This is a genomic window from Microbacterium sp. KHB019, assembly GCF_037285405.1.
Classification (GTDB): domain Bacteria; phylum Actinomycetota; class Actinomycetes; order Actinomycetales; family Microbacteriaceae; genus Microbacterium.
In genome coordinates this window covers 17,948-39,848 of record NZ_JBBDHF010000002.1, presented here as the reverse complement: position 1 = coordinate 39,848, position 21,901 = coordinate 17,948, and the positions used below count along the sequence as shown (strand labels likewise).

Here is a 21,901-nt window from a genome sequence, read left to right as displayed (position 1 = left end):
ATCACCCATAGAAACCCCTGCGTAGACTGGGAATGTGCCCGCTTTCTCGCCGAACCGACGCGCCCGTCGGATGCTCGGAACCGCGCTCGCCGCGACGATCGCCTTCTCTCTGACGGCGTGCGGAACCGACCCCGTCGCCGAGCAGTATCTTTCCGGCGACGGAAAGGGCTACATCTCGGCGGACGGCGCGGTCGAGGAGATCCCCGTCGCGGAGCGCGGTGAACCGGTCGTCTTCAGCGGCGTGACCGAGAACGGCGACGACTTCGACAGCGCCGACATCGCCGGCGATGTCACCGTCGTGAACTTCTGGTACGCCGGCTGCGCCCCGTGCCGCGTCGAGGCCGGTGACCTCGAGAAGGTCTGGCAGCAGTACGAGGCCGATGACGTCTCGTTCGTCGGCATCAACATCTACGACCAGGCCGACACCGCGAAGTCGTTCGCCAAGACCTACGGCGTGACCTACCCCAGCATCATGGACGTCGACAGCGGCGCCGCGAAGCTCGCCTTCGCCAACGCCACGCCGATCCAGGCCACGCCGACCACGCTCGTGCTCGACAAGCAGGGGCGCGTCGCCGCTCGCATCATCGGGCCGGTCGACGGCGCCAGCATCCTCTCGACGCTCGTCAAGGATGCTCTGGCGGAGACGGCGTGAACACGAACGAGCTGATCGGCTCCGGCGCTCTCTGGCTCGCGATCCCGGTCGCGATGCTCGCCGGTCTCGTCTCGTTCCTCTCGCCGTGCGTGCTGCCGCTCGTTCCCGGATACCTCGGGTTCATCGGCGGGGCCGTGGCGCCGAAGACGACGACGGACGCCGCGGCACCGGCGCGCGGCCGTCTCGTGTTCGGCGTGCTGCTGTTCATCCTCGGCTTCAGCGTCGTGTTCATCGCGTTCACAGCGATCGGCGGGGCAGCCGCGGTGTTCTTCCTGCAGTGGGGCGATCTGATCACCCGCATCCTGGGTGTCGTGATCATCGCGATGGGGCTGGTATTCCTCGGGCTCTTCGGCTTCGCGCAGCGCGAATGGCGCATGCACGTCACCTCCAAGACCGGTCTCATCGGCGCACCCCTGCTGGGCTTCGCTCTCGGCATCGGGTGGGCGCCGTGCATCGGCCCGACGCTCGCCGCGATCACGGCGGTGTCGTGGACGCTCGGCGATCCGTGGCGCGCAGGATTCCTCGGCCTGGCGTACAGCCTCGGCCTCGGCATCCCGTTCCTGCTGGTCGCTCTCGGCTTCGGCTGGGCGACGAAGGCGATCGGCTTCCTGCGTCGCCACATCCGCATCGTGAACATCATCGGCGGCGCGCTGCTCATCGCACTCGGCATCCTCATGGTCACCGGCTTGTGGACCGACATCATGTCTCGACTGACGGCGGTGATGGGCAGTGTCATCCTCCCGCTCTGATCCCCGCCCCGATCCTGATACCTCCCAGAAGGATGCCGTGACGAGTTCCGATCCGCTCCGTCCCTCCGACCACATCGACGGCGACGGTGGCTCGATCGCCCAGCCCCGCCTGGACTTCGTCGGCTGGCTGCGCTGGGGCTGGCGTCAACTGACGTCGATGCGCACCGCGATCATCCTGCTCCTCGTGCTCGCGATCGCGGCGATCCCCGGCTCGATCTTCCCGCAGCGGATGGCCGACCCCAACGGCGTGACGCAGTGGCAGACCGACAATCCCGACCTGTTCCCCGTGCTCGACGCGATGGACCTGTTCGACGTGTACCTGTCGCCGTGGTTCTCGGCGATCTACCTGCTGCTGTTCATCTCGCTGGTCGGCTGCGTCGTTCCGCGCATCAAGCACCACATCAAGGCGCTGCAGTCGCGCCCGCCGCGGACGCCCGCGCGTCTGAAGCGGCTCGAGGACTTCCGGGAAACCGTTCGAGAGACGACCGACGCGGATGCCGACGCCGAGGCATCCCGCTCGATCGACATCGCCCAGAAGCAGCTGAAGGCGCTCGGCTACCGCGTCGAGCGCTACGACACCGCAGCCACGTCCGGCCGAACGTACTCGGTGTCCGCCGAGCGCGGCTACTGGCGCGAGACAGGAAACCTGATCTTCCATCTCGCGCTCGTCGGCGTCCTGATCAGCGTCGGGCTCGGCGGCAGCTTCGCCTACACAGGGCAGCGCGTGGTCGTCGAGGGCCAGACGTTCGTGAACACGCTGCTGGACTACGAGTCGATGAACCGCGGACGCTTCGTCGGCGACGACGCGCTCAGCCCGTATTCGATGACCCTCGACTCGTTCGATGTGACCTACCAGGAGTACGGCTCCGCGGCATCAGGGCAAGCGGGCGACTTCTCGGCGAACGTGACCGTTCGCGAGAACGGCGAGTCCCGCGAGGATGCCGTCCGGGTCAACCACCCGCTGGACATCGCCGGCGACAAGATCTACCTGCTCGGCAACGGCTACGCCCCGACGATCACCGTGCGCAACTCCGACGGCGATGTCGTCTACAGCAACTCGGTGCCGTTCCTGCCGCAGGACAACGCGCTCACCTCCCTCGGCGTCATCAAGGTCACCGACGGAATGCCGGAGCAGCTCGGCATCGCCGCTTTCTTCTATCCGAGCGCGGCGAAGCTCGAGAACGGCGCCTACGCATCCGCCCACGGCGATCTGCTCGCACCGCTGCTGACGCTCCGGGTGTACGAAGGCGACCTCGGCATCGACGAGGGCACGCCGAAGTCGGTGTACGTACTCGACACCGAGGAGCTCACGCCCATCGTCGGCGACGGCAGCGATGCCCCGTCGATCGAGCTCCAGCCCGGGGAGTCCGCCGATCTGCCCGACGGCCGAGGATCGATCACCTTCGAGGACGAGTCCCCGGCCGGAGCCGTGGACTTCACGCAGTCGGTCAAGCGGTTCGCCTCGCTGCAGGTGCACCACGATCAGTCGGCCGTGTGGGTGCTCGTCTTCGCGTTGAGCGCGCTGGGCGGTCTCATGCTGGCCCTGTTCATCCCGCGTCGTCGCATGTGGGTCAAGGCGACCGCCGCGGAGGGCGAGGTGCGCCTGGAGTACGCCGGTCTCGCTCGCGGCGAGGATCCGACGCTGAAGGCCGCCGTCAACGATCTGGCCGACGGTCACGCCCGGCTGCTGGATGCCCCTTCCTCCCGAACCACCCGAAAGTAGACTGGGACAATGCCCGACCTCGACTCCCTCTCGATCCTGTTCATCTGGACGGCGATCGCGATCTACGCGGCAGCCTTCGTGGCATACGCGTTCGACCTCGCCCGTCGCTCCGAGGTGAGCGCGGACGCGCGACTGGTCCGCGAGCGCGACGCGATGCTGGTCGGGGCAGGTGCGCCCGCCGCCGGATCCGGCGGCCCATCCGGTGCGGATGCTGCGGACGCGGCATCCGATCTACAGAAGCGGCCCCGTTACGTCATGGCGCGCGTCGGCACGGCGCTGACCGTGCTGGGCTTCCTGTTCCAGCTCGCCGCGACCATCACGCGCGGCATCGCGGCAGAACGCGTGCCGTGGGCGAACCTGTACGAGTTCGCGATGACGGGCACGCTCCTGGTCGTCTTCGTCTACCTGCTGGTGAACACCCGGATCGACTTGCGGTTCCTCGGCACGTTCATCACCGGTCTCGTCGTGATCCTCATGGGCGCCGCGGCGATCAGCTTCTACGTCGGCATCGTGCCGCTGATGGACCCGCTCAAGAGCGTCTGGCTCGTCATCCACGTCTTCGTCGCATCGCTCGGCACGGCGTTCTTCGCCCTCGCATGCGCGCTGTCGGTGCTGCAGCTGATGCAGTCCCGTCGCGAGCGCAAGATCGTCGAGGCCGCCGAGAAGCAGGGCCCCCGGTTCCTCGCCACCCTTCCGGACGCCGACCGGCTGGAGGGCATGGCCTTCCGCTTCGCGATCGTCGGCTTCATCTTCTGGACGTTCACGCTCATCGCCGGTGCGATCTGGGCTCAGGACGCCTGGGGCCGCTACTGGGGCTTCGACGTCAAGGAGACCTGGACGTTCATCATCTGGGTGCTCTACGCCGGATACCTCCACGCGCGCGCGACCCGCGGTTGGCGCGGCAACCCGTCGGCGTGGCTGTCGATCGTGGGGTTCACCGCGGTGATCTTCAACTTCACGATCGTGAACGTGTTCTTCAAGGGGCTGCACGCGTACAGCGGCCTGAGCTGAGCCGCTCTACCCGAGGGGAATGACCTCGGCGTGCTCGACGCCGTCTTCGTACCAGACCAGTTCGGCTTCGGCCACGGTGCAGCGCGGCTGGTCAGCGAGGTCACGTCGTGACGCTCGCTCGAGATCGGCCCAAGCCTCCGGAGCGAGGGTCTTGCCGTAGACGACGGACAGATGGAAGATCCAGTCGTCGAGGGAGAGTTCACCGAGACGGCGGAAGTCGGTTCGGTCGAGCGCGGCCGTGAGAGACGCGTAAGCATCGATGAGGGACGCCGTCCGCGCCAATCGCATGATCACGATCTGCCACGGCGCGGGGAAGGTGTCGATCGCGTCGGCGACGATGTCGATCGGATGCTGCGCCGCAGCCCAGTCGCGAACGAGCGCGGCGACCTCGTCGCGTCGCTCCGGCTCGTAGAATCCCCGCAGCGTGACGTGCTCGGTGTGCGGATGCTTCGTCCCCGACGGAAGAAGCTTCAGCAGTTCGCGTTGCGTCGCCCGGTACTCGCCGGCAACCGGACCCGTAGGCCGCAGCACCAGGTACTGCTGGCCGTCGAGTGAGGCCAGCTGATCGGGGTGGGTCATGAACGGTCGTCGCATCCTCCGACGGTAGCGCGCGCGGGGAGGTGTCGCGTTGTGTCGCGTCATGCGCCCCCACGCGGCGCGAAGGGACACCTCCCGACGGCGAGCGGATGCTACGCCGCGGCGAGCACCGCCTTGGCCGAGGTCGTCCGGCGCAGCGCCACCACGATCGTCGTGACGATCAGCGACAGTACGCCCCACACGATGAGACCTGCGACCGCCGAACCGTTCGCTGCGATCAGCCCGGTGAACGCCAGCGCCGTGGGGAGCGCCGCCCCGATCGAGGCCAGCCAGCCCGGCACCGTCGAGATGAGTCCTGTCGCGATCGCGACGACGCCGACGAGCGCGCTCACCCAGCGCCCTGCGCCTCCGAACACCGCGACGAGTGCCTGGTTGACCGCTGCGAACGCGACGCCGGCGACGATCGCGGTTCCCGCGAACGCCCACCAGGTCGATGCGTCGTAGGAGGCCACGATCTGCACGATCAGCGCGACGAGGACACCCTGTCCTGCTCCGATCGCCGCGGCGGGCCAGAAGCCGCCGAGCGTCAGCCAGGCGGACGAGCGGCGCGACGTCAGCGTGCGGGCAGTGTGTGCGCGCATCACGAGGAATGACGCCAGTCCGCCGAACCACAGCACCACAGCCGCGAGCAACGGGATCGCCGTCGGGCCGAAGATCGTGTTCGCCTGTGCGTTCGAGGTCACCGGGTCGGCGATCACGGATGCCAAGGACGTCGACTCCTGATCGCTGAACGACGGCAGCTGATCGGTGGCCTGGTGCAGGCCGCCGGCGAGCTCCGTGTTCCCATCGGCCAGGTCGCCGAGGCCGGAGGCGAGTTCGCCTGCGCCATCGGCCAATGCCGTGGCGCCCTCGCTCAGCCCGGTCGCCCCAGTGCTGAGCTGCGCTGCTCCGGCCGCCGATTGGTCGACACCGCCGGCGAGCTGGTTCAGGCCGCCCGCGAGATCGCTGGCACCCTGGCCTGCGGTGCGCAGTTGACCGGCCATCGTCTTCGTCGCCTGCGTGTCGAATGCGGAGAGTCCGGTCGCGGTTCCGGCAGCAGCCTGCGAGGCCATGCCGGCCGCGCCCTGCAGCTCGGGCATCCCGTCGGCCATCTCCTGCAATCCGACGCACACGAGGTCGGTGGTCTCTCGACCGACGCAGGCCGCGAGCAGACCGTTCATGCCGGCTGCGAGCTCGTCGACACCCGTCTTGACCCCTGCGGTCGCCTGCTGTGAGCCGTTCGCGGCGGTGAACAGCTGATCGGGCACCAGTCCGGATCGCTCGAGCGCTGCAGCCCCGCTGGTCAGCCCGCCGCCGAGCTCGGCCGCGCCGTTCGCGGCATCCCGCGTCCCCGAGGCGATCGTTCCGAGTCCGGATGCGAGGTCGGAGGCACCGGAGCCCAGCTGAGCTGCGCCGTTCGCGAGCTGCGTCGCGCCGTCCGGGAGCTCGGCGGCCCCGTCGGCCGCCGAGCGGGCGCCGTTCGCGAGCTCGTCCGCGCCGTTCGCCGCCTCACCGATCTGGTCGCCGATGGTCGTGAACCCGACGAGCACGTTCTCCATGGTCGCCTCTGACAGCATCGTGCCCATGGTGTCGGCTGCGACCGAGGCGATCTGCGACGTGATGAGGTCGTCGGCGACGAGACCGTCATCGGGCGTGGTCACCTGGATCGTCGCCTGCTCGGGTGTGCCGCTGCCGCTCGAGATCCGCTGACCGGCCGATGTCGCCGCGGCGGAGAACTGCGACGGGATCGTCACCACGGCCTGATAACTGCCGTCGGCAAGCCCTTCTGCGGCGTCATCCTCGTTGGAGATGACCCAGGTCAGGTTCGAGTCCATGTCATCCGATCCGTCGACCAGGCCGGCGGCGAGCTGACGACCCAGCGGCGTGTACTGGTCGTCGATCGTGACCGGTTCATCGTTGTTCACGATCGCGGCGGTCATGGTGTCGAGTCGCTCGGTCGGGTTCTGCAGTGCCGCGACGAGGATGCCGCCGATGATGGCCGGCAGCAGCAGCACGCCGAGAACGGTCAGCAGGGTGATGGGCTTGCGGGCGCGCGCCCGCTCGATGGAGAGGTTCATGCGTTCACCTCGCGGTTGGAATCGGACGCGGTGGAGTGGTGTGCGGGGGAGAGATCGATGGTGCCGGTGTCGGGCCAGGCGGCCTCGGCGAGGATCGCGCGGGCCACACTCGCATCGGATGCCGTCGCGAACACCGCGAGGGGGCGGGATGCAGCGGCGTGCTGCAGCATGGTCGTCGCCTGATCGCGCTGCCCGCCGGTGAAGCGGTCGATCCCGTCGATCACGACGAGTGCGGATGCTCCGCGCAGAGCCTCGTGCAGGTCGAGGAGCGCGGCATCCGCGTCATCCACCAGCACGGTGCCGACGTGGCGACGAACCCAGGCTGCACGTCCCGGCAGCAGGTGGCCGGCGACGCGGAGCTTTCCGGCATCCGGAGTCAGGCGGCCGGCGATCGCCAGCGCGACCGCGCGGCGCACACGGGCGTCCTGACCGGTCGCGATGACCGCCTCGCCTGGTGCGAGACGCAACGACAGACCCTCGACGATCGGCGCATCCGCGCTGAGCACGATCTCATCCGCGGCCACCACCGAGTCATCGCCCGGCCATGCGGCGAGGTGGCGTTCGCGCTCGACGGCCTCACCCTCGATGTCGACACTGGGCAGGATCTTCTCCAGCCACCTCGGGATCTCCCACGCGCGCTCGCCGAGGATCGCCATGAGGGCGGGAATCAGGGTCATGCGGACCAGGAAGGCGTCGATCGCGATGCCGGCGGCGAGCCCCAGGGCGATCGGCTTGAGCGATGAGTCGCCCTCGGGCACGAAGGCCACGAACACGGCGAACATGATGAGGCCGGCGGCCGTGACGACCTTGGCCGAGCCGGTGAATCCCGAGCGCACCGCGCGCAGCGCCGCTGCTCGCCGTTCTGCACGTGTCGTCGACTTCGACTGGGGGTCGTGCACGAAGTCTTCGCGCATTCGCGAGACGAGGAACACCTGATAGTCCATCGCGAGGCCGAAAAGCACGCCCATGAGGATGATCGGCATGAAGCTGATGATCGGGCCGACCTTCGCCACATGCAGGGCGTCGGCGAGCCATCCCCACTCGAACACGGCGGCGACGACGCCGAACGCGGCGATGATCGACAGCAGATAGCCGAGGGCGGCGGTGATCGGCACCCAGATCGAGCGGAACACGATCGTCAGCAGGATCAGCGACAACCCGATCACGAAGACGCCGAACGGCAGCAGCGCGCCGCCGAGCTGGTCGGAGATGTCGATGGCGACGGCGGTGAAGCCGGTGACCTTGATGTCGATGCCGAACTCGTCGAGCCATTCATCGTGGTGCGAACGCAGCTCGCGGACGAGGTCGCTCGTGGCAGGGTCGTCGGGTGCGGTCTCGGGGATCACCTGCACGATGCCCGTGTCTGCTGTCTCGTTAGGGACGGCCAGAGCGACTTCTTTCACCCCGGGGACGTCTGCGACGGCATCCCCGAGGTCTTCCATCAGCGTGAGCGGGTCGGTCGACGTGACGATCGTTCCGGTCAGTACGAGGGGGCCGTTGAATCCGGGGCCGAACTGCTCGGCCGTGAGGTCGTAGCTCTGGCGCGCCTCGTCATCCGGTGCGAGCACGCCAGCATTCGGGAGCGCGAGATCCAGGCTGAGCGCCGGCACGGCGACGACGCCGAGCCCGACGATGACGGCGAGGGACGTGACGATCGGATGCTTCGTCACCCCGCCGACCCAACGGGAGCTGAAGCCGCGGCGGGGCGCCTTGCCCTTGCGGCCCTTCGACAAGCTCAGGGACCGAGCCGGTCGCCCGACGATGCGGCCCTTCAGGAACCCGAGCACCGCGGGGGTCAGCGTCACGGCGATCGCGACGGCGACGGCGACCGCGACGGACGCCGCGATGCCCATGGTCGTCAGGAACGGGATGCCGGCGAAGCCGAGCCCGATGAGCGCGATGAGCACCGTGATACCGGCGAACACCACGGCCGAGCCGGCTGTGCCGACGGCTCGTGCGGCGGATTCCTCCGGATCCACGCCGTCCCGCACCTGATCCTGGTGCCTCGCCATGATGAACAACGCGTAGTCGATGCCGACCGCGAGGCCGAGCATGAGGGCGAGCAGCGGCGTCGTCGATGACACCGTCGCGAACGCGGTGGCCGCGAAGATCCCGGCCATCGAGATGCCGACGCCGAGCACCGCGGTCAGCAGGGGGAGCCCGGCCACCACGAACGACCGGAACGTCACGATCAGCACGAGCAGCGCGATGACCAGGCCGACCGCCTCGGTGAGCGTCACACCGGGGATCGACATCGCGAACAGGTCGCCGCCGAGCTTGAGCTGCGTGCCGTCCGGCAGCTCGTCGCGCAGGTCGTCGACCATTGCGGTGAGCTCGCTCTTGGTCTCGTCGGACACGTCGGTGGCCTGACCGTCGAACTGCATCTGCACGATCGCGGCCGTGGCGTCCTCGTTCACCATCCCCTCGACCATCTCGTCATACGGAGAAGTGGCGGCGAGCACGCCATCGAGGTCGCCGAGATCCGCGACGGCATCCTCGATCGGCTTCCTGTAGTCGGCATCCGTCACCGCGTCGCCATCCGCTGCCACGACGATGAACTGCGCGTTCGTTCCGCTGACCTGGGGGAAGGAGCGCGAGAGCTGCTCGAGCCCCTCCTGCGCCTCCGTGCCGGGGATGCTGAACGAGTTGTCCGTGCCCTGCTGAAGGACGGCCGCGCCGCCACCGGCCGCGGCGAGGATGATCAACCAGGCGACGAGAACCCGCCACGGGTGACGGAACGACCAGCGTCCGAGCGACGACAGGAGTGTGGACACAGGATCCTCCGAGAGACGCGGATGGGAGAATGGATACAGAGATGTATCCGATACACATGTGTATCCTACGGTGAGTCGAAGGGGCGAAACTGTGCGCCGGATGTGAACATTCGACAGGCGCAGTGCAAGAGTGGGAGGAGGAGGATTCGATGTCGATTCCGTTGACGAGACGCCGTGAGAACACGCGTGCGCGATTGCTGGATGCCGCAGCACAGGTATTCGCCGAGGTCGGCCTCGAGGGCGCCAGCGTCGAAGCGATCTGCGAGCGGGCCGGATTCACCCGCGGAGCCTTCTACTCGAACTTCGAGTCGAAGGACGAGCTGTTCCTCGAACTCGCCTCGACGGTCGCCGAGCGACGTCTGGCTTCCGTGCGCGACCGCATCGACGAGTTCGTCGCCTCCGGAGTGCTCGGCGGTGACGCCGACCCGATCGAGCTCGTGCAGAAGGTCATGGACTCGGGTATCGACGACCGCCTGAGCGTGCTGATGATGAGCGAGATCCGCATCCGGGCGCTGCGTGACGAGACCTTCGGGAAGGCGTATCTCGCCCAGGATCAAGCGATGACCGCGAGCATCGAGGGGATCATCCAGGGCATCGTCGACTCGGGGCTGTTCGCGCTGCGCGTCGACGTGCCGAGCGCAGCGCAGATGCTCATGGTCCAGTGGGAGGGCTGCATGTCTCGCGCCGCCGTGTCCGGATGGGACGGTGAGAGGCTGCATCGCGCCGGCGCCGAAGCGCTCGGCCAGCTCGTCGAGCTGATCATCGCACCCGCCGAGCGCTGAGCTGCAGGACTGCTGAGCGGCAGGAGTCAGGATGCCGCAAGCAGGGCGTGGCAGCGGCGGATGCGTTCGAGCCACCAGTCGCGACGGTTGGCCGGTGCTGCCAAGCGGTCGAGTCGCGCGGCATCCGGCGTGACGCGGCCCACGGGGATCGCGCCGTCGATCGGAGAGAGGTCGGCGACGTCTTCGAGAAACAGCGCCCCGGTGCCTAGGCCGCAGTCGTAGTCGAGCTCGGGCAGGGCGGCCGCCAGGGCCGCACCCTGGCTGAGCCCGATGGCGGTGTCGAGCGCGCTGGAGACGACGGCGGGGAGTCCTGCCTCCGCCACGATGTCGAGCGCTCGCCGGATGCCGCCCAGCGGCTGCGCCTTGATCACGACGAGGTCGGCGGCGCCGGCGCGGGCGACGGCGATCGGATCCTCGGCCTTCCGCACGCTCTCGTCCGCGGCGATCGGGATGCCCATGTACTTCACGCGGGCGCGCAGTTCGGCGAGCTCGTCGACGGTCGCGCAGGGCTGCTCGGCGTACTCGAGGTCGAACTCGGCCAGGGCGTGCAGGGCCCGCTCCGCCTCGTCGACATTCCAGGCGGCGTTGGCGTCGACCCGGATGCGTCCCTCCGGTCCCAGCGCCGCGCGCACCGCGCGGACGCGGGCGACGTCATCCGCCAGCGAATGACCCGGGTCTGCGACCTTGACCTTCGCGGTGCGGCATCCGGGGAAGCGGGCGAGGATCTCGGGCACCTGCGCTGCCCCGACGGCGGGGACGGTCGCGTTCACGGGGATGCGGTCGCGCAGCGGAGCGGGTTGCGGGTTGCAGGCGTAGTCGATGGATGCCGCGAGCCAGACGGATGCCTCGGCATCCGCGTATTCGACGAACGGCGAGAACTCCGCCCACCCCTCCGGGCCCTCGAACAGCACCGCCTCACGGACCGTCACGCCGCGGAAGCGCGTCGTCATCGGCAGCGCGACCACCCGCGCCGTGCTCAGTAGGTCGTTCAGGTCCGGCGTCATGCTGCCATTCTGCCCGTGTCGGCACGCGACGCGAACGTCAGAGCTTCTTCTGGAACTCGCCCATGTGCTCGGACGGGGCGAAGCCGAGAGCCCGGTTGATCGACAGCATGTGCTCGTTCACGCCGGCGTTGTACGTGTAGACCGAGCGGACGGCCGCGGCGTGCTGCTGGAGCATCCGCAGATTCGCGATCTTCACGGCGGCCCCGAGGCGGTGCCCGCGGGCCTCGCGCCGCACGAGCGTGCCCCACTGGTACGCGTTGCCGTCGTCACCCGAGACGACGAGCTGCGTGTAGGCGACGACGCGTCCGGTGCCGTCCAGCGCGACCGTGCCGTAGCTGCGGCGGTTCTGCTGGGCCAGCAGTGCCTCGTTCGCGCGGATCTCGTCGACGTCGACCGAGGTGGGTTCGATGTCGAGGTCGCCGATCGGCGCCTCGGTCTCGACGGCGGCATCCAGTTCGGCCCAGCCGCGTACGACGGCGGTCGGGACGCTGCCGATCCACGAGCGCAGCGTGTAGCCGGTCGAGTGCGCGCGCGCCTGGGTCTCGAGGTCGTCGAGGAGCTCGGCGTCGACGGGCAGGCGAAGACGGCTCTGCACATCTCCGAGCGCCAGGTCGTAGCCATGGCGGCGGGCGAATTCGCGCCCCGGGATGCCGGTGCCGTCGTCCCCTGCCTCGTACGGCCATGATGCGCTGGAGGTCAGGATGCTGCGACCGGCGTCGCGCGCGGCGGACTCGAGTGCGTTGAGCACGGCCGTTCCTGCGCCTCGGCGCCGCAGTTCGGGTGCGACGTGCACGCCGAGGCTCGCGGTGCGGACGTTGTCGCGCAGGGGGAGTGCGAGTCGCGCGCTGGCGACGATCTCGCCGTCGAGACGTGCGAGGTAGGCCCGGCGTTCGATCGTCTGGCTGCGCTGCTGCAGCTCATGCCGTGATTCGTTGCGCGTCCACACGGCGGTTTCAGCGCCGCGGTCCGCGCGCTCAGCCGCGGCGTAGATGTCCCACCAGAGGTCCACCGCCGGGATGTCGAAGGGATCGACCTGGGTGAGTTCGAGCATCATGCAACCGTACCCCGAACGCCCACCCATTAATGGCTCATTGACAATAGTGTGTGTCGCACAGTAATGTGATCGACATGGACGAGACGCTCGAGATTCATCTGCAGGAGGTGCGGCGCGGCACGGTCGTGCTCGCCTGCCTGCAGCTGCTGCGCACGCCCGGCTACGGCTATGGGCTGCTGGAAGACCTCGAACGCCACGGGTTCGCCACAGATGCGAACACGCTGTATCCCCTGCTGCGCCGTCTGGAGAAGCAGGAGTACCTCACCAGCGAGTGGAACACCGACGAGGCTCGGCCCCGCAAGTTCTACCGCACCTCAACGGCGGGCATGAGCCTCGCCGACACCCTCACTACAGAGTGGGCCGCGCTCACCGAGGCGATCGCGTCCCTCACCGACACACCCGAGCAGGAGAGCTGACCATGGCCGGCACACTCACCGAGCGCTACATCGGCGCCGTCACGCGGTCGCTGCAACCCGACGCGCAGAACGACGTGCGCGCCGAGCTCGAGGCATCCATCGCCGACGCCGTCGAGGCGCGCGTCGAGCAGGGCGAGAACCAAGCGGATGCCGAGCACGCCGTCCTCACGGATCTCGGCGACCCAGCGGTGCTCGCGGCCGGCTACGCCGACCGTCCGCTGCACCTGATAGGGCCGGCCTACTACCTCACCTGGTGGAGACTGCTGAAGCTGCTGCTGTGGATCGTTCCCGCCACCGCGATGGTCGGCGTCACCATCGCGAACGCGATCGCGGACAAGCCGATCGGCGAGATCATCGGCCAGGCGGTCGTGGTCGGCATCACCACGATCGTGCACGTGGCGTTCTGGACGACGATGGTCTTCTTCATCCTCGAGCGCACCGGCGCCGACACCGGCGTGAAGTGGTCGGTCGACTCGCTGCCCGAGGCGCAGGAGGACGGCGTCGGGCGCCGGGACCTCATCGCATCGCTCGTGTTCCTCGGGGTGGCCTCTGCGGCCATCCTCTGGGATCGCTTCATCGGATTCGCCCTGTTCTCGGGCGATAGCATCGACGTCGGTATCGGACTCGGGTCGCAGACGATCGCTGTGCCGATCCTGGACCCCGACCTGTGGCCATGGTGGACCGGCGGAGCACTCGTGCTCATCGGGCTCGAAGCGCTCCTGGCGATCGCTGTCTACGCCGGTCGCGGATGGCGCCCTGCGCTCGCCGCAGTCAACACGGTGCTGGCGATCGCGTTCGCTGCGGGGGCGGTCTACCTCGTGGGCACAGGGCAGCTGCTGAACCCCGACTTCCTGGAGTTCACGCTCTACCGCGACGATGTGCCCTCCGACGTCGGTCGGATCCTGTCGGTCCTGCTGATCGTCGGCATCGTCGGCGTGGCCGTCTGGGACATCATCGACGGCTGGCTGAAGACGCGGCGCGCACGGCTCGGGATGCGGTGATCGAGGTGCACGCGCAGCCCGCGGAATAGGCTGGAGCCATGGTCTCCGATCTCTTCGACCCGGCCGAATGGGTGCTCGCACCAGGCGCCGATGCGTACACCGACATCACCGCGCACGTCACGCACGACGGCGGCATCGCGCGCATCGCGTTCAACCGGCCGGAGGTCCGCAACGCCTTCCGCCCGCATACGGTCGACGAGCTGTATCGGGCGCTCGACATCGCCCGTCAGGACCCGAGGATCGGCGCCGTGCTGCTCACCGGCAACGGGCCGAGTGCGAAGGACGGCGGTTGGGCGTTCTGCTCCGGCGGCGACCAGCGCATCCGCGGACGCGACGGGTACAAGTACAGCGACGACGAGACATCGGTCGGCGACCCGGCCCGTGCCGGCCGCCTGCACATCCTCGAGGTGCAGCGCCTGATCCGGTTCATGCCGAAGGTCGTCATCGCCGTGATCCCCGGCTGGGCTGCGGGCGGAGGACACTCGCTGCACATCGTCTGCGACCTGTCGATCGCATCGCGCGAGCACGGCAGGTTCAAGCAGACGGATGCCGACGTCGGCAGCTTCGACGCCGGATACGGCTCGGCCTACATGGCGCGCCAGACCGGCCAGAAGATCGCCCGCGAGGTGTTCTTCCTCGCCGAGGAGTATTCCGCACAGCGCGCGTACGAGATGGGCTCTGTGAACAGGGTCGTCCCGCACGAGGATCTGGAGCGCGAGGCGCTTTCGATGGCGCGAACGGTGCTGACGAAGTCGCCGACGGCTATCCGCATGCTGAAGTTCGCCTTCAACGCCGTCGACGACGGGATGGTCGGACAGCAGGTGTTCGCCGGCGAGGCCACCCGCCTCGCCTACGGCACGGATGAGGCCGTCGAGGGCCGCGATTCGTTCCTCGAGAAGCGCGACCCGGACTGGTCGTCGTTCCCCTGGCACTTCTGACGCGGGAAGGACAGCCGAATGACCCGCCTCGTGACCACTTCGGCGGATGACGCCGCGCAGCTGCACAGAGAGCTCGAACGCGCGCTCGGCGGCGGCCCTGCGATCGGACTAGGGATGCTGGGCGAGCAGCCCAGCGAGGTCGCCGACGGCACGGCCGTGGTGATCGGGACATCCGGATCGACCGGCATCCCGAAGCGCGTCATCCTGAGTGCGGAGGCGCTGCGCTCGGGCGCCGAGGCGACAGCCGAACGGATCGGGTCCGGCCGGTGGCTGCTCGCGCTGCCTGCGGGCTATGTCGCCGGTCTCCAGGTGATCGTCCGATCGATCGTCTCGGGCACCAGCCCGGTCGTCCTCGACGGCGGGTTCTCGCCGCGCGCGTTCGCCGAGGCGACGCTGGCGATGCTTCCCGGCGGCCCGCTGTTCACCTCGCTCGTACCCGCGCAGATCTCGACCCTGCTCGACGCCGCGGACGACACCGCCGTGCTCGCCGCACTTCAGGCGTACGAGGCGATCCTCGTCGGAGGCCAGGCGCTGCCGCAGCCGGTGCGCGATCGTGCGACCGAGGTCGGCGCGAAGCTCGTGCGCACCTATGGCTCCACCGAGACCAGCGGTGGATGCGTGTACGACGGTATCCCGTTGAACACCGTCGCGGTTCGCGTCGAGAACGGCGAGCTGCAGATCGCCGGCCCGATGCTCGCAGACGGCTACCTCGGCGACCCGGCGCTCACCGCCCGCACGTTCACGCGTGACGAGCACGGCATCCGCTGGTACCGCACCGGCGACCTCGGGATCGTCGAGGACGGCGTGGTTCGGGTCCACGGCCGCGCCGACAACGTGATCGTCTCCGGCGGCATCAACATCTCGCTCGACCGCGTCGAACGGATCGTCCGCGCGATCCCCGGCCTCACCGGCGCCGTGGTCGTCGGGGTCGACGATGCGCAGTGGGGCGAGGCATCCGTCATCGTCGTGCAGCGCGGCGAGGCGCTCCGCCGCAGCGAGTCCGAGCAGCTCGAGCATGCACGCGCGGCCGTCGCCGACGAGATCGGCAAGCCGGCGCGGCCGGCCCGTCTGATCCTCGTGGACGAGCTGGCCACTCTGCCCTCGGGCAAGCCCGACCGTGAGGCGATCCGCCGCATCGCGACCGAGCTGCGCTGAGCACGAGCGGGCCTCGCCCGCCGCATCGCCGCATATCTCGCTTCGCGCAGGTGCGAAACTGGGGCGATGGCCACCTACACCCACGGACATCACGAGTCCGTGCTGCGTTCGCACAGCAACCGTACGATCGCGAACTCGGCGGAGTACCTGCGACCGCACTTGCACACCGACGCCCGCCTGCTCGACGTCGGCGCGGGGCCGGGAACGATCACGATGGACTTCGCGGCCCACGTCGCCCGCGTCACCGCGACCGAGATCGGCGACGCAGAGCTGGCGCTCTCGCGTGCGCTCGCCGCGGATCGCGGCATCCAGAACGTCGATTTCGCGGTCGAGGACGTGCATGCGCTGAGCTTCGCCAACGACTCCTTCGACGTGGTGCACGCGCACCAGGTGCTGCAGCATGTCGCCGACCCCGTCCGGGCGCTGCGCGAGATGCGCAGGGTCGCGAAGCCGGGTGGGGTCGTCGCGGCCCGCGACGCGGACTACGCCGGCTTCCACTGGTTCCCGCTGCTGCCGGAGCTCGATGAATGGCTGCGGTTGTACCTCGAGGCAGCGCGCGCGAACGGCGGAGAGCCGGACGCAGGACGGCGCCTGCTGTCCTGGGCGCGGGCTGCCGGCTTCGAGGAGGTCACGGCGACGGCATCCACGTGGTGCTACGCGACGCCGGAGGAGCGCGCCTGGTGGGGCGGGATGTGGGCCGACCGCATCCTCGACTCCGCGCTGGCGCGCCAGCTCGTCGACGCGAACATGGCGACGCGCGCCGAACTGCAGGGCATCAGCGACGCCTGGCGTGCGTGGGCGGACGACGGCGACGGCTGGTTCCTCGTGCCGCACGGCGAGATCATCGCGCGGGCCTGAACGCCGTCGATCGAGGGGGATACATCCCCAGACGGATGCCGCGCCGGGGACCCTCACGTAACGTGAGAGGGTGATCCGCCCGCTGTCCCGCACCGCGCTCGTCCTCGACATCGTCGGGGCGTTCGTGCTGTTCGCAGTCGTCATGCCCACCTCGCTGGCGTTCTACGCTCCTGGCAGCCTCAGCCCGCTCGTCGCCGAACCGGTCGGGATCGCGGCGGCGCTCATCGCGGGTGTGCTGCAATGCGGCGCTGTCGCGATCGGTCGGCTCTCGCCCGGGCTCGCGCTCGCCGTCGCGTGGGTCGGTGCGCTCGTGCAGATGTCTGCTGGGCTCGGTCCGCTGCCGATCAACATCGCGATCCTGGGGGTGCTCTACGCCACGGCCGCGTGGGGTGGAACGAGGACATTCTGGGCGGGCCTCGCCTCCGTGCTCGTCGGAGGTTTCGTCGCCGGTGGGTACATGGTGCTGGTCAACGGTCTGCTGGCCGGAGTCAGCACCCTCAGCAGCATCCTCAACATCGTCCTCTTCGGTGTCATCAGCACGCTCGTGCTCGGCGCCCCGTGGCTCGGCGGCTTCGGATGGCGCATGATGCTGCGCTGGCGGTCGACCCGTGACGCCCAGGCGCGCGCGGAGGTCGCAGCGGCGGAGGAGCAGGAGCGCGTGCGCATCGCCCGCGACATGCACGACGTCGTCGCCCACTCGCTCGCGGTCATCATCGCTCAGTCAGACGGAGCACGCTACGCCGCGGCATCCGATCCGCGGATCGCCACCGAGACCCTCGGCACGGTCTCGCAGACGGCGCGCGCTGCGCTGTCGGACGTGCGGATGCTGCTCACCCAGCTCCGCCACCGGCAGGGGGCGGGCCCGCAGCCGACCATCGCCGACCTCGAGCAGCTGTTCGAACAGGTGCGGCAGTCGGGTGTCGAGCCCCGGGTGACGGTCGACCCGATGCCGCCCGGCGAGCCACCGGCCGCGGTGCAGCTCGCGGTCTACCGGATTCTGCAGGAGGCGCTGACCAACGCGATCCGGCACGGCGCAGGGGGAGTGGTCGACGTGCGTCTAGCCTGGTTGGCCGACCGTGTGGACATCGAAGTGCGCAACGTCGCCCGTGACGCCGAGGGGACGCCTGCGACCCACGGCGGACACGGCATCGTGGGCATGCGCGAGCGGGCGCAGCTCATCGGCGGGACGCTCGGTGCTCAGCGCGAGGGCGGCGACTTCGTCGTCCGTGGGACACTTCCGATCGGGAACGGCGGGCCGATCCGGAGCGGCGCTGTCGCTCCGGTGACGATCGAATCGCGAGGAGACGCATGATCAGGGTGCTGCTGGTCGACGATCAGGCGCTGTTCCGCGCCGGCATCCGCATGCTGGTCTCGTCACAGCCCGACATGCAGATCGTCGGCGAGGCCGGCAATGGGCAGGAGTCGCTGGCTGCCGTCGCGACGAGCCGTCCGGACGTCGTGCTCATGGACATCCGGATGCCGGTGATGGACGGGCTCACCGCGACCGCCGAGATCCTCTCGCGGCCGGAGCCGCCGCGGGTCGTCATGCTCACCACCTTCGACCTCGACGAGGCCGCGGCGCGGGCGATCAGGCAGGGGGCGAGCGGATTCCTGCTGAAAGACGCCGACCCGGAGTTCCTGCTCGCTGCGATCCGCACCGTGCACGCGGGGTCGAGCGTGATCGCGGCATCCGCCACCCGCGAGCTGTTCGCACATTTCACGGCCGAGACTCGTCCCGTGCCGGAGTCGTTCGCGGCGCTCACCGACCGCGAGCAGGAGATCTTCGCGCTCGCCGCCCGCGGGCTGTCGAACGCCGAGATCGCCGGACGCGAGTTCCTCAGCGAGGCGACCGTGAAGACGCACATCAGCCGCATCCTGACGAAGCTCTCGCTCCGCGACCGCGTGCAGCTGGTCGTCTTCGCGTTCGAGCACGGACTGGCCTGATCCGCCTCGCGGCCCCGCGGATCATCCTTGCGATGTAGGCGGATGCTACGCACGGGCGATGCGGTGCGGCATCCGCTCTTCATAGCGTGAGAAGCATGGAGATCACGACCAGCGACCTCGGGCTCGCAGCCCGCGTCCAGCACCTGACCAAGACCTACGGCGCGGGTGACGGCGCGGTGAACGCACTCAGCGACATCAGCGTCGGCATCCGCCGCGGACAGTTCACGGCGATCATGGGGCCGTCCGGCTCCGGCAAGTCGACGCTCATGCACATCATGGCGGGGCTGGATGCTCCGACCCAGGGGCGCGCGTGGATCGGCGACACCGACATCACGGGTCTCGGCGATCTCGAGCTCACGATCCTGCGGCGCCGCCGCGTCGGCTTCATCTTCCAGGCGTTCAACCTCGTCCCCACGCTCGACGCGCTCGGCAACATCCTGTTGCCGTTCGAACTCGACGGCCGCCGCCCGAGCGCGATCGAGCGCGCACGCATCGACGGCCTCGTCGAGCGCCTGGGCCTCGCGACGCGACTGAGCCACCGGCCGCACGAGCTCTCCGGCGGACAGCAGCAGCGCGTCGCGATCGCCCGAGCTCTCGCCACCGCCCCCGACCTCGTCTTCGCCGACGAGCCGACCGGAAACCTCGATTCGCGCAGCGGACGCGAGGTGCTGCAGCTGCTCGCCACCGCGAGCCGTGAGCACGGGCAGTCGATCGCCATGGTCACGCACGACGCGATCGCGGCGAGCCACGCCGACCGGGTGCTGTTCCTCGGCGACGGCCGCATCGTCGCCGACCACCCCCGCCAGAGTGCGGAGCAGATCGCGGCGTACATGCTCGCCGCCGAGGTGGCGGCATGAGCGCCGTCGCGACGCCTGGCATCGTGTCCGGCATCGTCCCGGAGACGGCGGCCACGGGGCCTCGACTCGGCTGGTTGCGCGACCGCGGCATGGGGGCGAGTATCCTCGTCGCTGCTCTCTCGTCGGCGTTCGGCGTGGTCCTCGTCGAGGCGACCGCCTACATCGGTGCGATGCTGAAGTCAGACCCGTACATCGGCGACAGCGGCACGCTCGCCGTCGTCGTCGCGATCCTCTCGGTGCTGCTGATCGGCGTCGCGCTGTACGTGGCCGCGATCGTCACGGCCAACACGTTCTCCACCATCGTCGCCGGTCGCACGCGGCGCATCGCGCTGATGCGACTGATCGGTGCGACGGCGCGCTCGCAGCGCACCGAGGTCGCCGGGCACGGCTTCATCGTGGGGACGCTCGGCGCCGCCATCGGCCTGGTCGCCGGTCTCCTCGTCGCGACGTCCGGCATCCAGATCGCCGGTCAGTTCCTCGGTGAGGTCGCCGACTTCACGCTCGTGCAGCCGGCGATCCTGATTCCGGCGGTCGGCGTCGTGCTGACGACGTGGGCCGCGGCATGGGTCGGTTCGCGCCGGGTGCTCTCGGTGACACCGCTGCAGGCTCTGGGCGGTTCGGTGGAGCGTTCGCATGAGGATGCCGCGGCACGCCCCGCCCGACACGTCGGCGCCCTGATTCTGCTGATCCTGGGTGCTGCGCTGCTCGCGTTCGGCGTGCTCGTGGGGCTCGTCACCCCGCTCGGCGTGATCATCGCGTTCTTCGGCGGACTGCTGTCCTTCACGGGAATCTCGCTCGCCGCCGTGCTCGTCATGCCCCCGCTGCTGCGTCTGGTCGGGCGTCTGTTCGGTCGTTCTGCGACGGCGCGTCTGGCCGCCGAGAACGCGCTGCGCTACCCGGAGCGCTCGAGCCGCATGGCCATCGGCGTCGTGATGGGCGTGACGCTCGTGACGATGTTCGCCGTCGCCCTCGAGTCGGTGAAGGTGCTGCTGACCAAGGCCGCCGGCGGGGAGCTCGACTCCGAGTTCGCGACCATCATGGACAGCTTCGCAGCCGTGATGATGGTGCTCGTCGGAATCTCGGCCGTCATCGCCGCCGTCGGGTTGGTGAACCTGCTGACGATCGGCGTGGTCCAGCGCCGGCGAGAGCTCGGACTGCTGCGCGCAATCGGCCTGTCGAACGGGCAAGTGCGCCGGATGATCCTGCTCGAAGCGCTGCACATCACCGTCACCGCCACGGTCACCGGGCTGCTTCTGGGGGTCGTCTACGGCTGGATCGCCGCGCAGTCACTGCTCGGATCGGTTCGGATGCCGCCGTTCTTCGAAGAGACCGCGGGGCTCGTGGCGCCTGCCGTGCCGTGGATCCCCGTCGTCGTCATCGTGCTCGCGACGGCCGTGCTGACGCTGGTGGCGGCTGCGGCTCCGACGCGACTCGCGACGAAGGTCGCGCCGGTCGAGGCCCTCGCAGTCGACTGAGCGCCACGCTCGGCCGGCGTCGCCCCCTCATTGCGCCGATCCCCCGCTTTAATACCGAGGCCCCGTCCTGCGCACGTGATCATGACGGGGCCTCGACATGAAGACGGGGGCTCGGCGATCGCGGTCATAGGCTGGAGCAATGCCCCAGCCGTTCGATCAGTCGTCGTACCAGGTCCGCTTCGAGTGGGGAGTCGCAGGGCTCGAACGCCTTGCGCCCGCCGACATCGTCGTGGTCGTCGACGTGCTGCGTTTCTCGTCGACCGTGACGGATGCCGTGGCAGCCGGCGGCACGGTCTCACTCGCGGATGCGACGGCCTGGTCGCGCAACGGAGCCGCCGTCGCCGCAGCGGCAGGAGAGGCTACCGTGCTCATCGGTTCGCTCCGCAACGCCTCGGCCACGGCGCGGACGGTGCTGGAGATCCAGAACCGGCGCCAGCAGCGCACCTCGGTCGCCGTGATCGCGGCGGGCGAGCTGACGGATGCCGGTGACCTCCGCTTCGCCGTCGAAGACCTGCTCGGCGCCGGCACGATCATCGCCGCGCTCAGCGATCTCGGGGCCGACCACACCTCGCCGGAAGCCGCCGCTGCCTGCGAGTCGGCGCGGGGACTGCGCCGGGCGATGAGGCACCTGCTCACGGCATCCGGATCGGCCAAGGAGATCGCCGAGGGCGTGGCGGCGACCGCCGAGATCGAGGCAGCCGGGCTCGTCCCCGCCGACGCGAAGGCGGCCGCCGAGGTCGACGCGACCGACGTCGTGCCGGTGCTCGACGGAGGCGTGTTCGTCGCGTTCGTCTGACGGGCGGGCGGGAAGGCTTCGACTTGGCTCGTCCGCTCAACGACCCGCGGGGGCAGGT

20 protein-coding genes are annotated in these 21,901 nt (G+C 69.3%); 15 read left to right on the top strand and 5 right to left on the bottom strand.

What is annotated here, in order from left to right:
* The first annotated feature begins 70 nt into the window (after positions 1-70).
* The 4 genes from KHB019_RS06570 to ccsB are packed head-to-tail and all read left to right on the top strand — an operon-like array spanning position 71 to position 4,135.
* Entirely contained in the window at positions 71-652 is a 582-nt protein-coding gene (locus KHB019_RS06570) for a TlpA family protein disulfide reductase (RefSeq protein ID WP_325470986.1), read from the top strand.
* Positions 649-1,401 carry a cytochrome c biogenesis CcdA family protein gene (locus KHB019_RS06565; protein ID WP_230101470.1) on the top strand — a complete coding sequence of 251 codons (753 nt, stop codon included), beginning with the start codon at positions 649-651 and terminating at the stop codon, positions 1,399-1,401. The genes KHB019_RS06570 and KHB019_RS06565 overlap by 4 nt, the downstream gene beginning before the upstream one ends.
* Before the next feature lie 37 nt (positions 1,402-1,438).
* Positions 1,439-3,124 carry a cytochrome c biogenesis protein ResB gene (resB, locus tag KHB019_RS06560; RefSeq protein WP_337458430.1) on the top strand — a complete coding sequence of 562 codons (1,686 nt, stop codon included), beginning with the start codon at positions 1,439-1,441 and terminating at the stop codon, positions 3,122-3,124.
* 9 nt (positions 3,125-3,133) lie between these two features.
* Positions 3,134-4,135: a c-type cytochrome biogenesis protein CcsB gene (gene ccsB / locus KHB019_RS06555; protein ID WP_337458429.1), complete on the top strand. Its 1,002-nt coding sequence runs from the start codon at positions 3,134-3,136 to the stop codon at positions 4,133-4,135.
* Positions 4,136-4,141: 6 nt separating this feature from the next.
* On the opposite strand, the gene KHB019_RS06550 is transcribed toward ccsB, so the two are convergent.
* From KHB019_RS06550 to KHB019_RS06540, 3 genes are all read right to left on the bottom strand, one after another.
* On the bottom strand, positions 4,142-4,729 hold the full coding sequence (locus KHB019_RS06550; RefSeq protein WP_230101467.1) for a 2'-5' RNA ligase family protein: 588 nt from the start codon (positions 4,727-4,729) through the stop codon (positions 4,142-4,144).
* 95 nt (positions 4,730-4,824) lie between these two features.
* Entirely contained in the window at positions 4,825-6,789 is a 1,965-nt protein-coding gene (locus KHB019_RS06545; RefSeq protein ID WP_337458428.1) for a YhgE/Pip domain-containing protein, read from the bottom strand.
* Positions 6,786-9,563, bottom strand: coding sequence for an efflux RND transporter permease subunit (locus tag KHB019_RS06540; protein WP_337458427.1), 2,778 nt, complete (start codon positions 9,561-9,563; stop codon positions 6,786-6,788). Before KHB019_RS06540 ends, KHB019_RS06545 begins: the two co-directional genes overlap by 4 nt.
* Positions 9,564-9,712: 149 nt before the next feature.
* Here KHB019_RS06540 and KHB019_RS06535 point away from each other — a divergent pair, with 149 nt between their 5' ends.
* Complete coding sequence (locus tag KHB019_RS06535) at positions 9,713-10,345, top strand: TetR/AcrR family transcriptional regulator (protein WP_230101464.1); 633 nt, start codon at positions 9,713-9,715, stop codon at positions 10,343-10,345.
* Positions 10,346-10,371: 26 nt separating this feature from the next.
* On the opposite strand, the gene KHB019_RS06530 is transcribed toward KHB019_RS06535, so the two are convergent.
* Together KHB019_RS06530 and KHB019_RS06525 are read right to left on the bottom strand one after the other, a co-directional pair.
* The gene (locus tag KHB019_RS06530; protein WP_337458426.1) at positions 10,372-11,349 is read right to left on the bottom strand and encodes an o-succinylbenzoate synthase; all 978 of its coding nucleotides are present in this window, start codon (positions 11,347-11,349) and stop codon (positions 10,372-10,374) included.
* A 37-nt stretch (positions 11,350-11,386) separates the two neighbouring features.
* Positions 11,387-12,403, bottom strand: a complete 1,017-nt coding sequence (locus tag KHB019_RS06525) for a GNAT family N-acetyltransferase (protein WP_337458425.1) — start codon at positions 12,401-12,403, stop codon at positions 11,387-11,389.
* 74 nt (positions 12,404-12,477) lie between these two features.
* On the opposite strand from KHB019_RS06525, the gene KHB019_RS06520 reads away from it, so the two are divergent.
* The 10 genes from KHB019_RS06520 (at position 12,478) to KHB019_RS06475 (ending at position 21,843) form a co-directional block, all read left to right on the top strand.
* A complete protein-coding gene (locus KHB019_RS06520; RefSeq protein WP_230101461.1) occupies positions 12,478-12,819 on the top strand; it encodes a PadR family transcriptional regulator in 342 nt (113 codons plus the stop codon).
* A gap of 2 nt (positions 12,820-12,821) precedes the next feature.
* Positions 12,822-13,820, top strand: coding sequence for a permease prefix domain 1-containing protein (locus tag KHB019_RS06515; RefSeq protein ID WP_337458424.1), 999 nt, complete (start codon positions 12,822-12,824; stop codon positions 13,818-13,820).
* A 38-nt stretch (positions 13,821-13,858) separates the two neighbouring features.
* The gene (locus KHB019_RS06510; protein ID WP_337458423.1) at positions 13,859-14,758 is read left to right on the top strand and encodes a 1,4-dihydroxy-2-naphthoyl-CoA synthase; all 900 of its coding nucleotides are present in this window, start codon (positions 13,859-13,861) and stop codon (positions 14,756-14,758) included.
* A gap of 18 nt (positions 14,759-14,776) precedes the next feature.
* Positions 14,777-15,913, top strand: coding sequence for an AMP-binding protein (locus KHB019_RS06505; protein ID WP_337458422.1), 1,137 nt, complete (start codon positions 14,777-14,779; stop codon positions 15,911-15,913).
* Positions 15,914-15,979: 66 nt separating this feature from the next.
* Positions 15,980-16,771, top strand: coding sequence for a class I SAM-dependent methyltransferase (locus KHB019_RS06500; protein WP_337458421.1), 792 nt, complete (start codon positions 15,980-15,982; stop codon positions 16,769-16,771).
* Between the two features lie 70 nt (positions 16,772-16,841).
* Positions 16,842-18,083: a sensor histidine kinase gene (locus KHB019_RS06495; protein ID WP_337458420.1), complete on the top strand. Its 1,242-nt coding sequence runs from the start codon at positions 16,842-16,844 to the stop codon at positions 18,081-18,083.
* Positions 18,080-18,715 (top strand): response regulator transcription factor, encoded by a 636-nt coding sequence (locus KHB019_RS06490; protein ID WP_337458419.1) that lies wholly within the window; start codon positions 18,080-18,082, stop codon positions 18,713-18,715. Before KHB019_RS06495 ends, KHB019_RS06490 begins: the two co-directional genes overlap by 4 nt.
* A gap of 95 nt (positions 18,716-18,810) precedes the next feature.
* Positions 18,811-19,572: an ABC transporter ATP-binding protein gene (locus KHB019_RS06485; protein WP_230101454.1), complete on the top strand. Its 762-nt coding sequence runs from the start codon at positions 18,811-18,813 to the stop codon at positions 19,570-19,572.
* A complete protein-coding gene (locus tag KHB019_RS06480) occupies positions 19,569-21,047 on the top strand; it encodes an ABC transporter permease (RefSeq protein WP_337458418.1) in 1,479 nt (492 codons plus the stop codon). Before KHB019_RS06485 ends, KHB019_RS06480 begins: the two co-directional genes overlap by 4 nt.
* A gap of 139 nt (positions 21,048-21,186) precedes the next feature.
* On the top strand, positions 21,187-21,843 hold the full coding sequence (locus tag KHB019_RS06475; protein ID WP_337458417.1) for a 2-phosphosulfolactate phosphatase: 657 nt from the start codon (positions 21,187-21,189) through the stop codon (positions 21,841-21,843).
* Positions 21,844-21,901 lie beyond the last annotated feature (58 nt).

Excerpts from the sequence above, each read along its gene's own strand:
- KHB019_RS06570 (WP_325470986.1), top strand. The coding sequence starts at position 71 with ATGCTCGGAACCGCGCTCGCCGCGACGATCGCCTTCTCTCTGACGGCG.
- ccsB (WP_337458429.1), top strand. The coding sequence starts at position 3,134 with ATGCCCGACCTCGACTCCCTCTCGATCCTGTTCATCTGGACGGCGATC.
- KHB019_RS06550 (WP_230101467.1), bottom strand. The coding sequence starts at position 4,729 with ATGCGACGACCGTTCATGACCCACCCCGATCAGCTGGCCTCACTCGAC.
- KHB019_RS06545 (WP_337458428.1), bottom strand. The coding sequence starts at position 6,789 with ATGAACCTCTCCATCGAGCGGGCGCGCGCCCGCAAGCCCATCACCCTG.
- KHB019_RS06535 (WP_230101464.1), top strand. The coding sequence starts at position 9,713 with ATGTCGATTCCGTTGACGAGACGCCGTGAGAACACGCGTGCGCGATTG.
- KHB019_RS06530 (WP_337458426.1), bottom strand. The coding sequence starts at position 11,349 with ATGACGCCGGACCTGAACGACCTACTGAGCACGGCGCGGGTGGTCGCG.
- KHB019_RS06525 (WP_337458425.1), bottom strand. The coding sequence starts at position 12,403 with ATGATGCTCGAACTCACCCAGGTCGATCCCTTCGACATCCCGGCGGTG.
- KHB019_RS06520 (WP_230101461.1), top strand. The coding sequence starts at position 12,478 with ATGGACGAGACGCTCGAGATTCATCTGCAGGAGGTGCGGCGCGGCACG.
- KHB019_RS06515 (WP_337458424.1), top strand. The coding sequence starts at position 12,822 with ATGGCCGGCACACTCACCGAGCGCTACATCGGCGCCGTCACGCGGTCG.
- KHB019_RS06510 (WP_337458423.1), top strand. The coding sequence starts at position 13,859 with ATGGTCTCCGATCTCTTCGACCCGGCCGAATGGGTGCTCGCACCAGGC.
- KHB019_RS06505 (WP_337458422.1), top strand. The coding sequence starts at position 14,777 with ATGACCCGCCTCGTGACCACTTCGGCGGATGACGCCGCGCAGCTGCAC.
- KHB019_RS06500 (WP_337458421.1), top strand. The coding sequence starts at position 15,980 with ATGGCCACCTACACCCACGGACATCACGAGTCCGTGCTGCGTTCGCAC.
- KHB019_RS06490 (WP_337458419.1), top strand. The coding sequence starts at position 18,080 with ATGATCAGGGTGCTGCTGGTCGACGATCAGGCGCTGTTCCGCGCCGGC.
- KHB019_RS06485 (WP_230101454.1), top strand. The coding sequence starts at position 18,811 with ATGGAGATCACGACCAGCGACCTCGGGCTCGCAGCCCGCGTCCAGCAC.
- KHB019_RS06480 (WP_337458418.1), top strand. The coding sequence starts at position 19,569 with ATGAGCGCCGTCGCGACGCCTGGCATCGTGTCCGGCATCGTCCCGGAG.
- KHB019_RS06475 (WP_337458417.1), top strand. The coding sequence starts at position 21,187 with ATGCCCCAGCCGTTCGATCAGTCGTCGTACCAGGTCCGCTTCGAGTGG.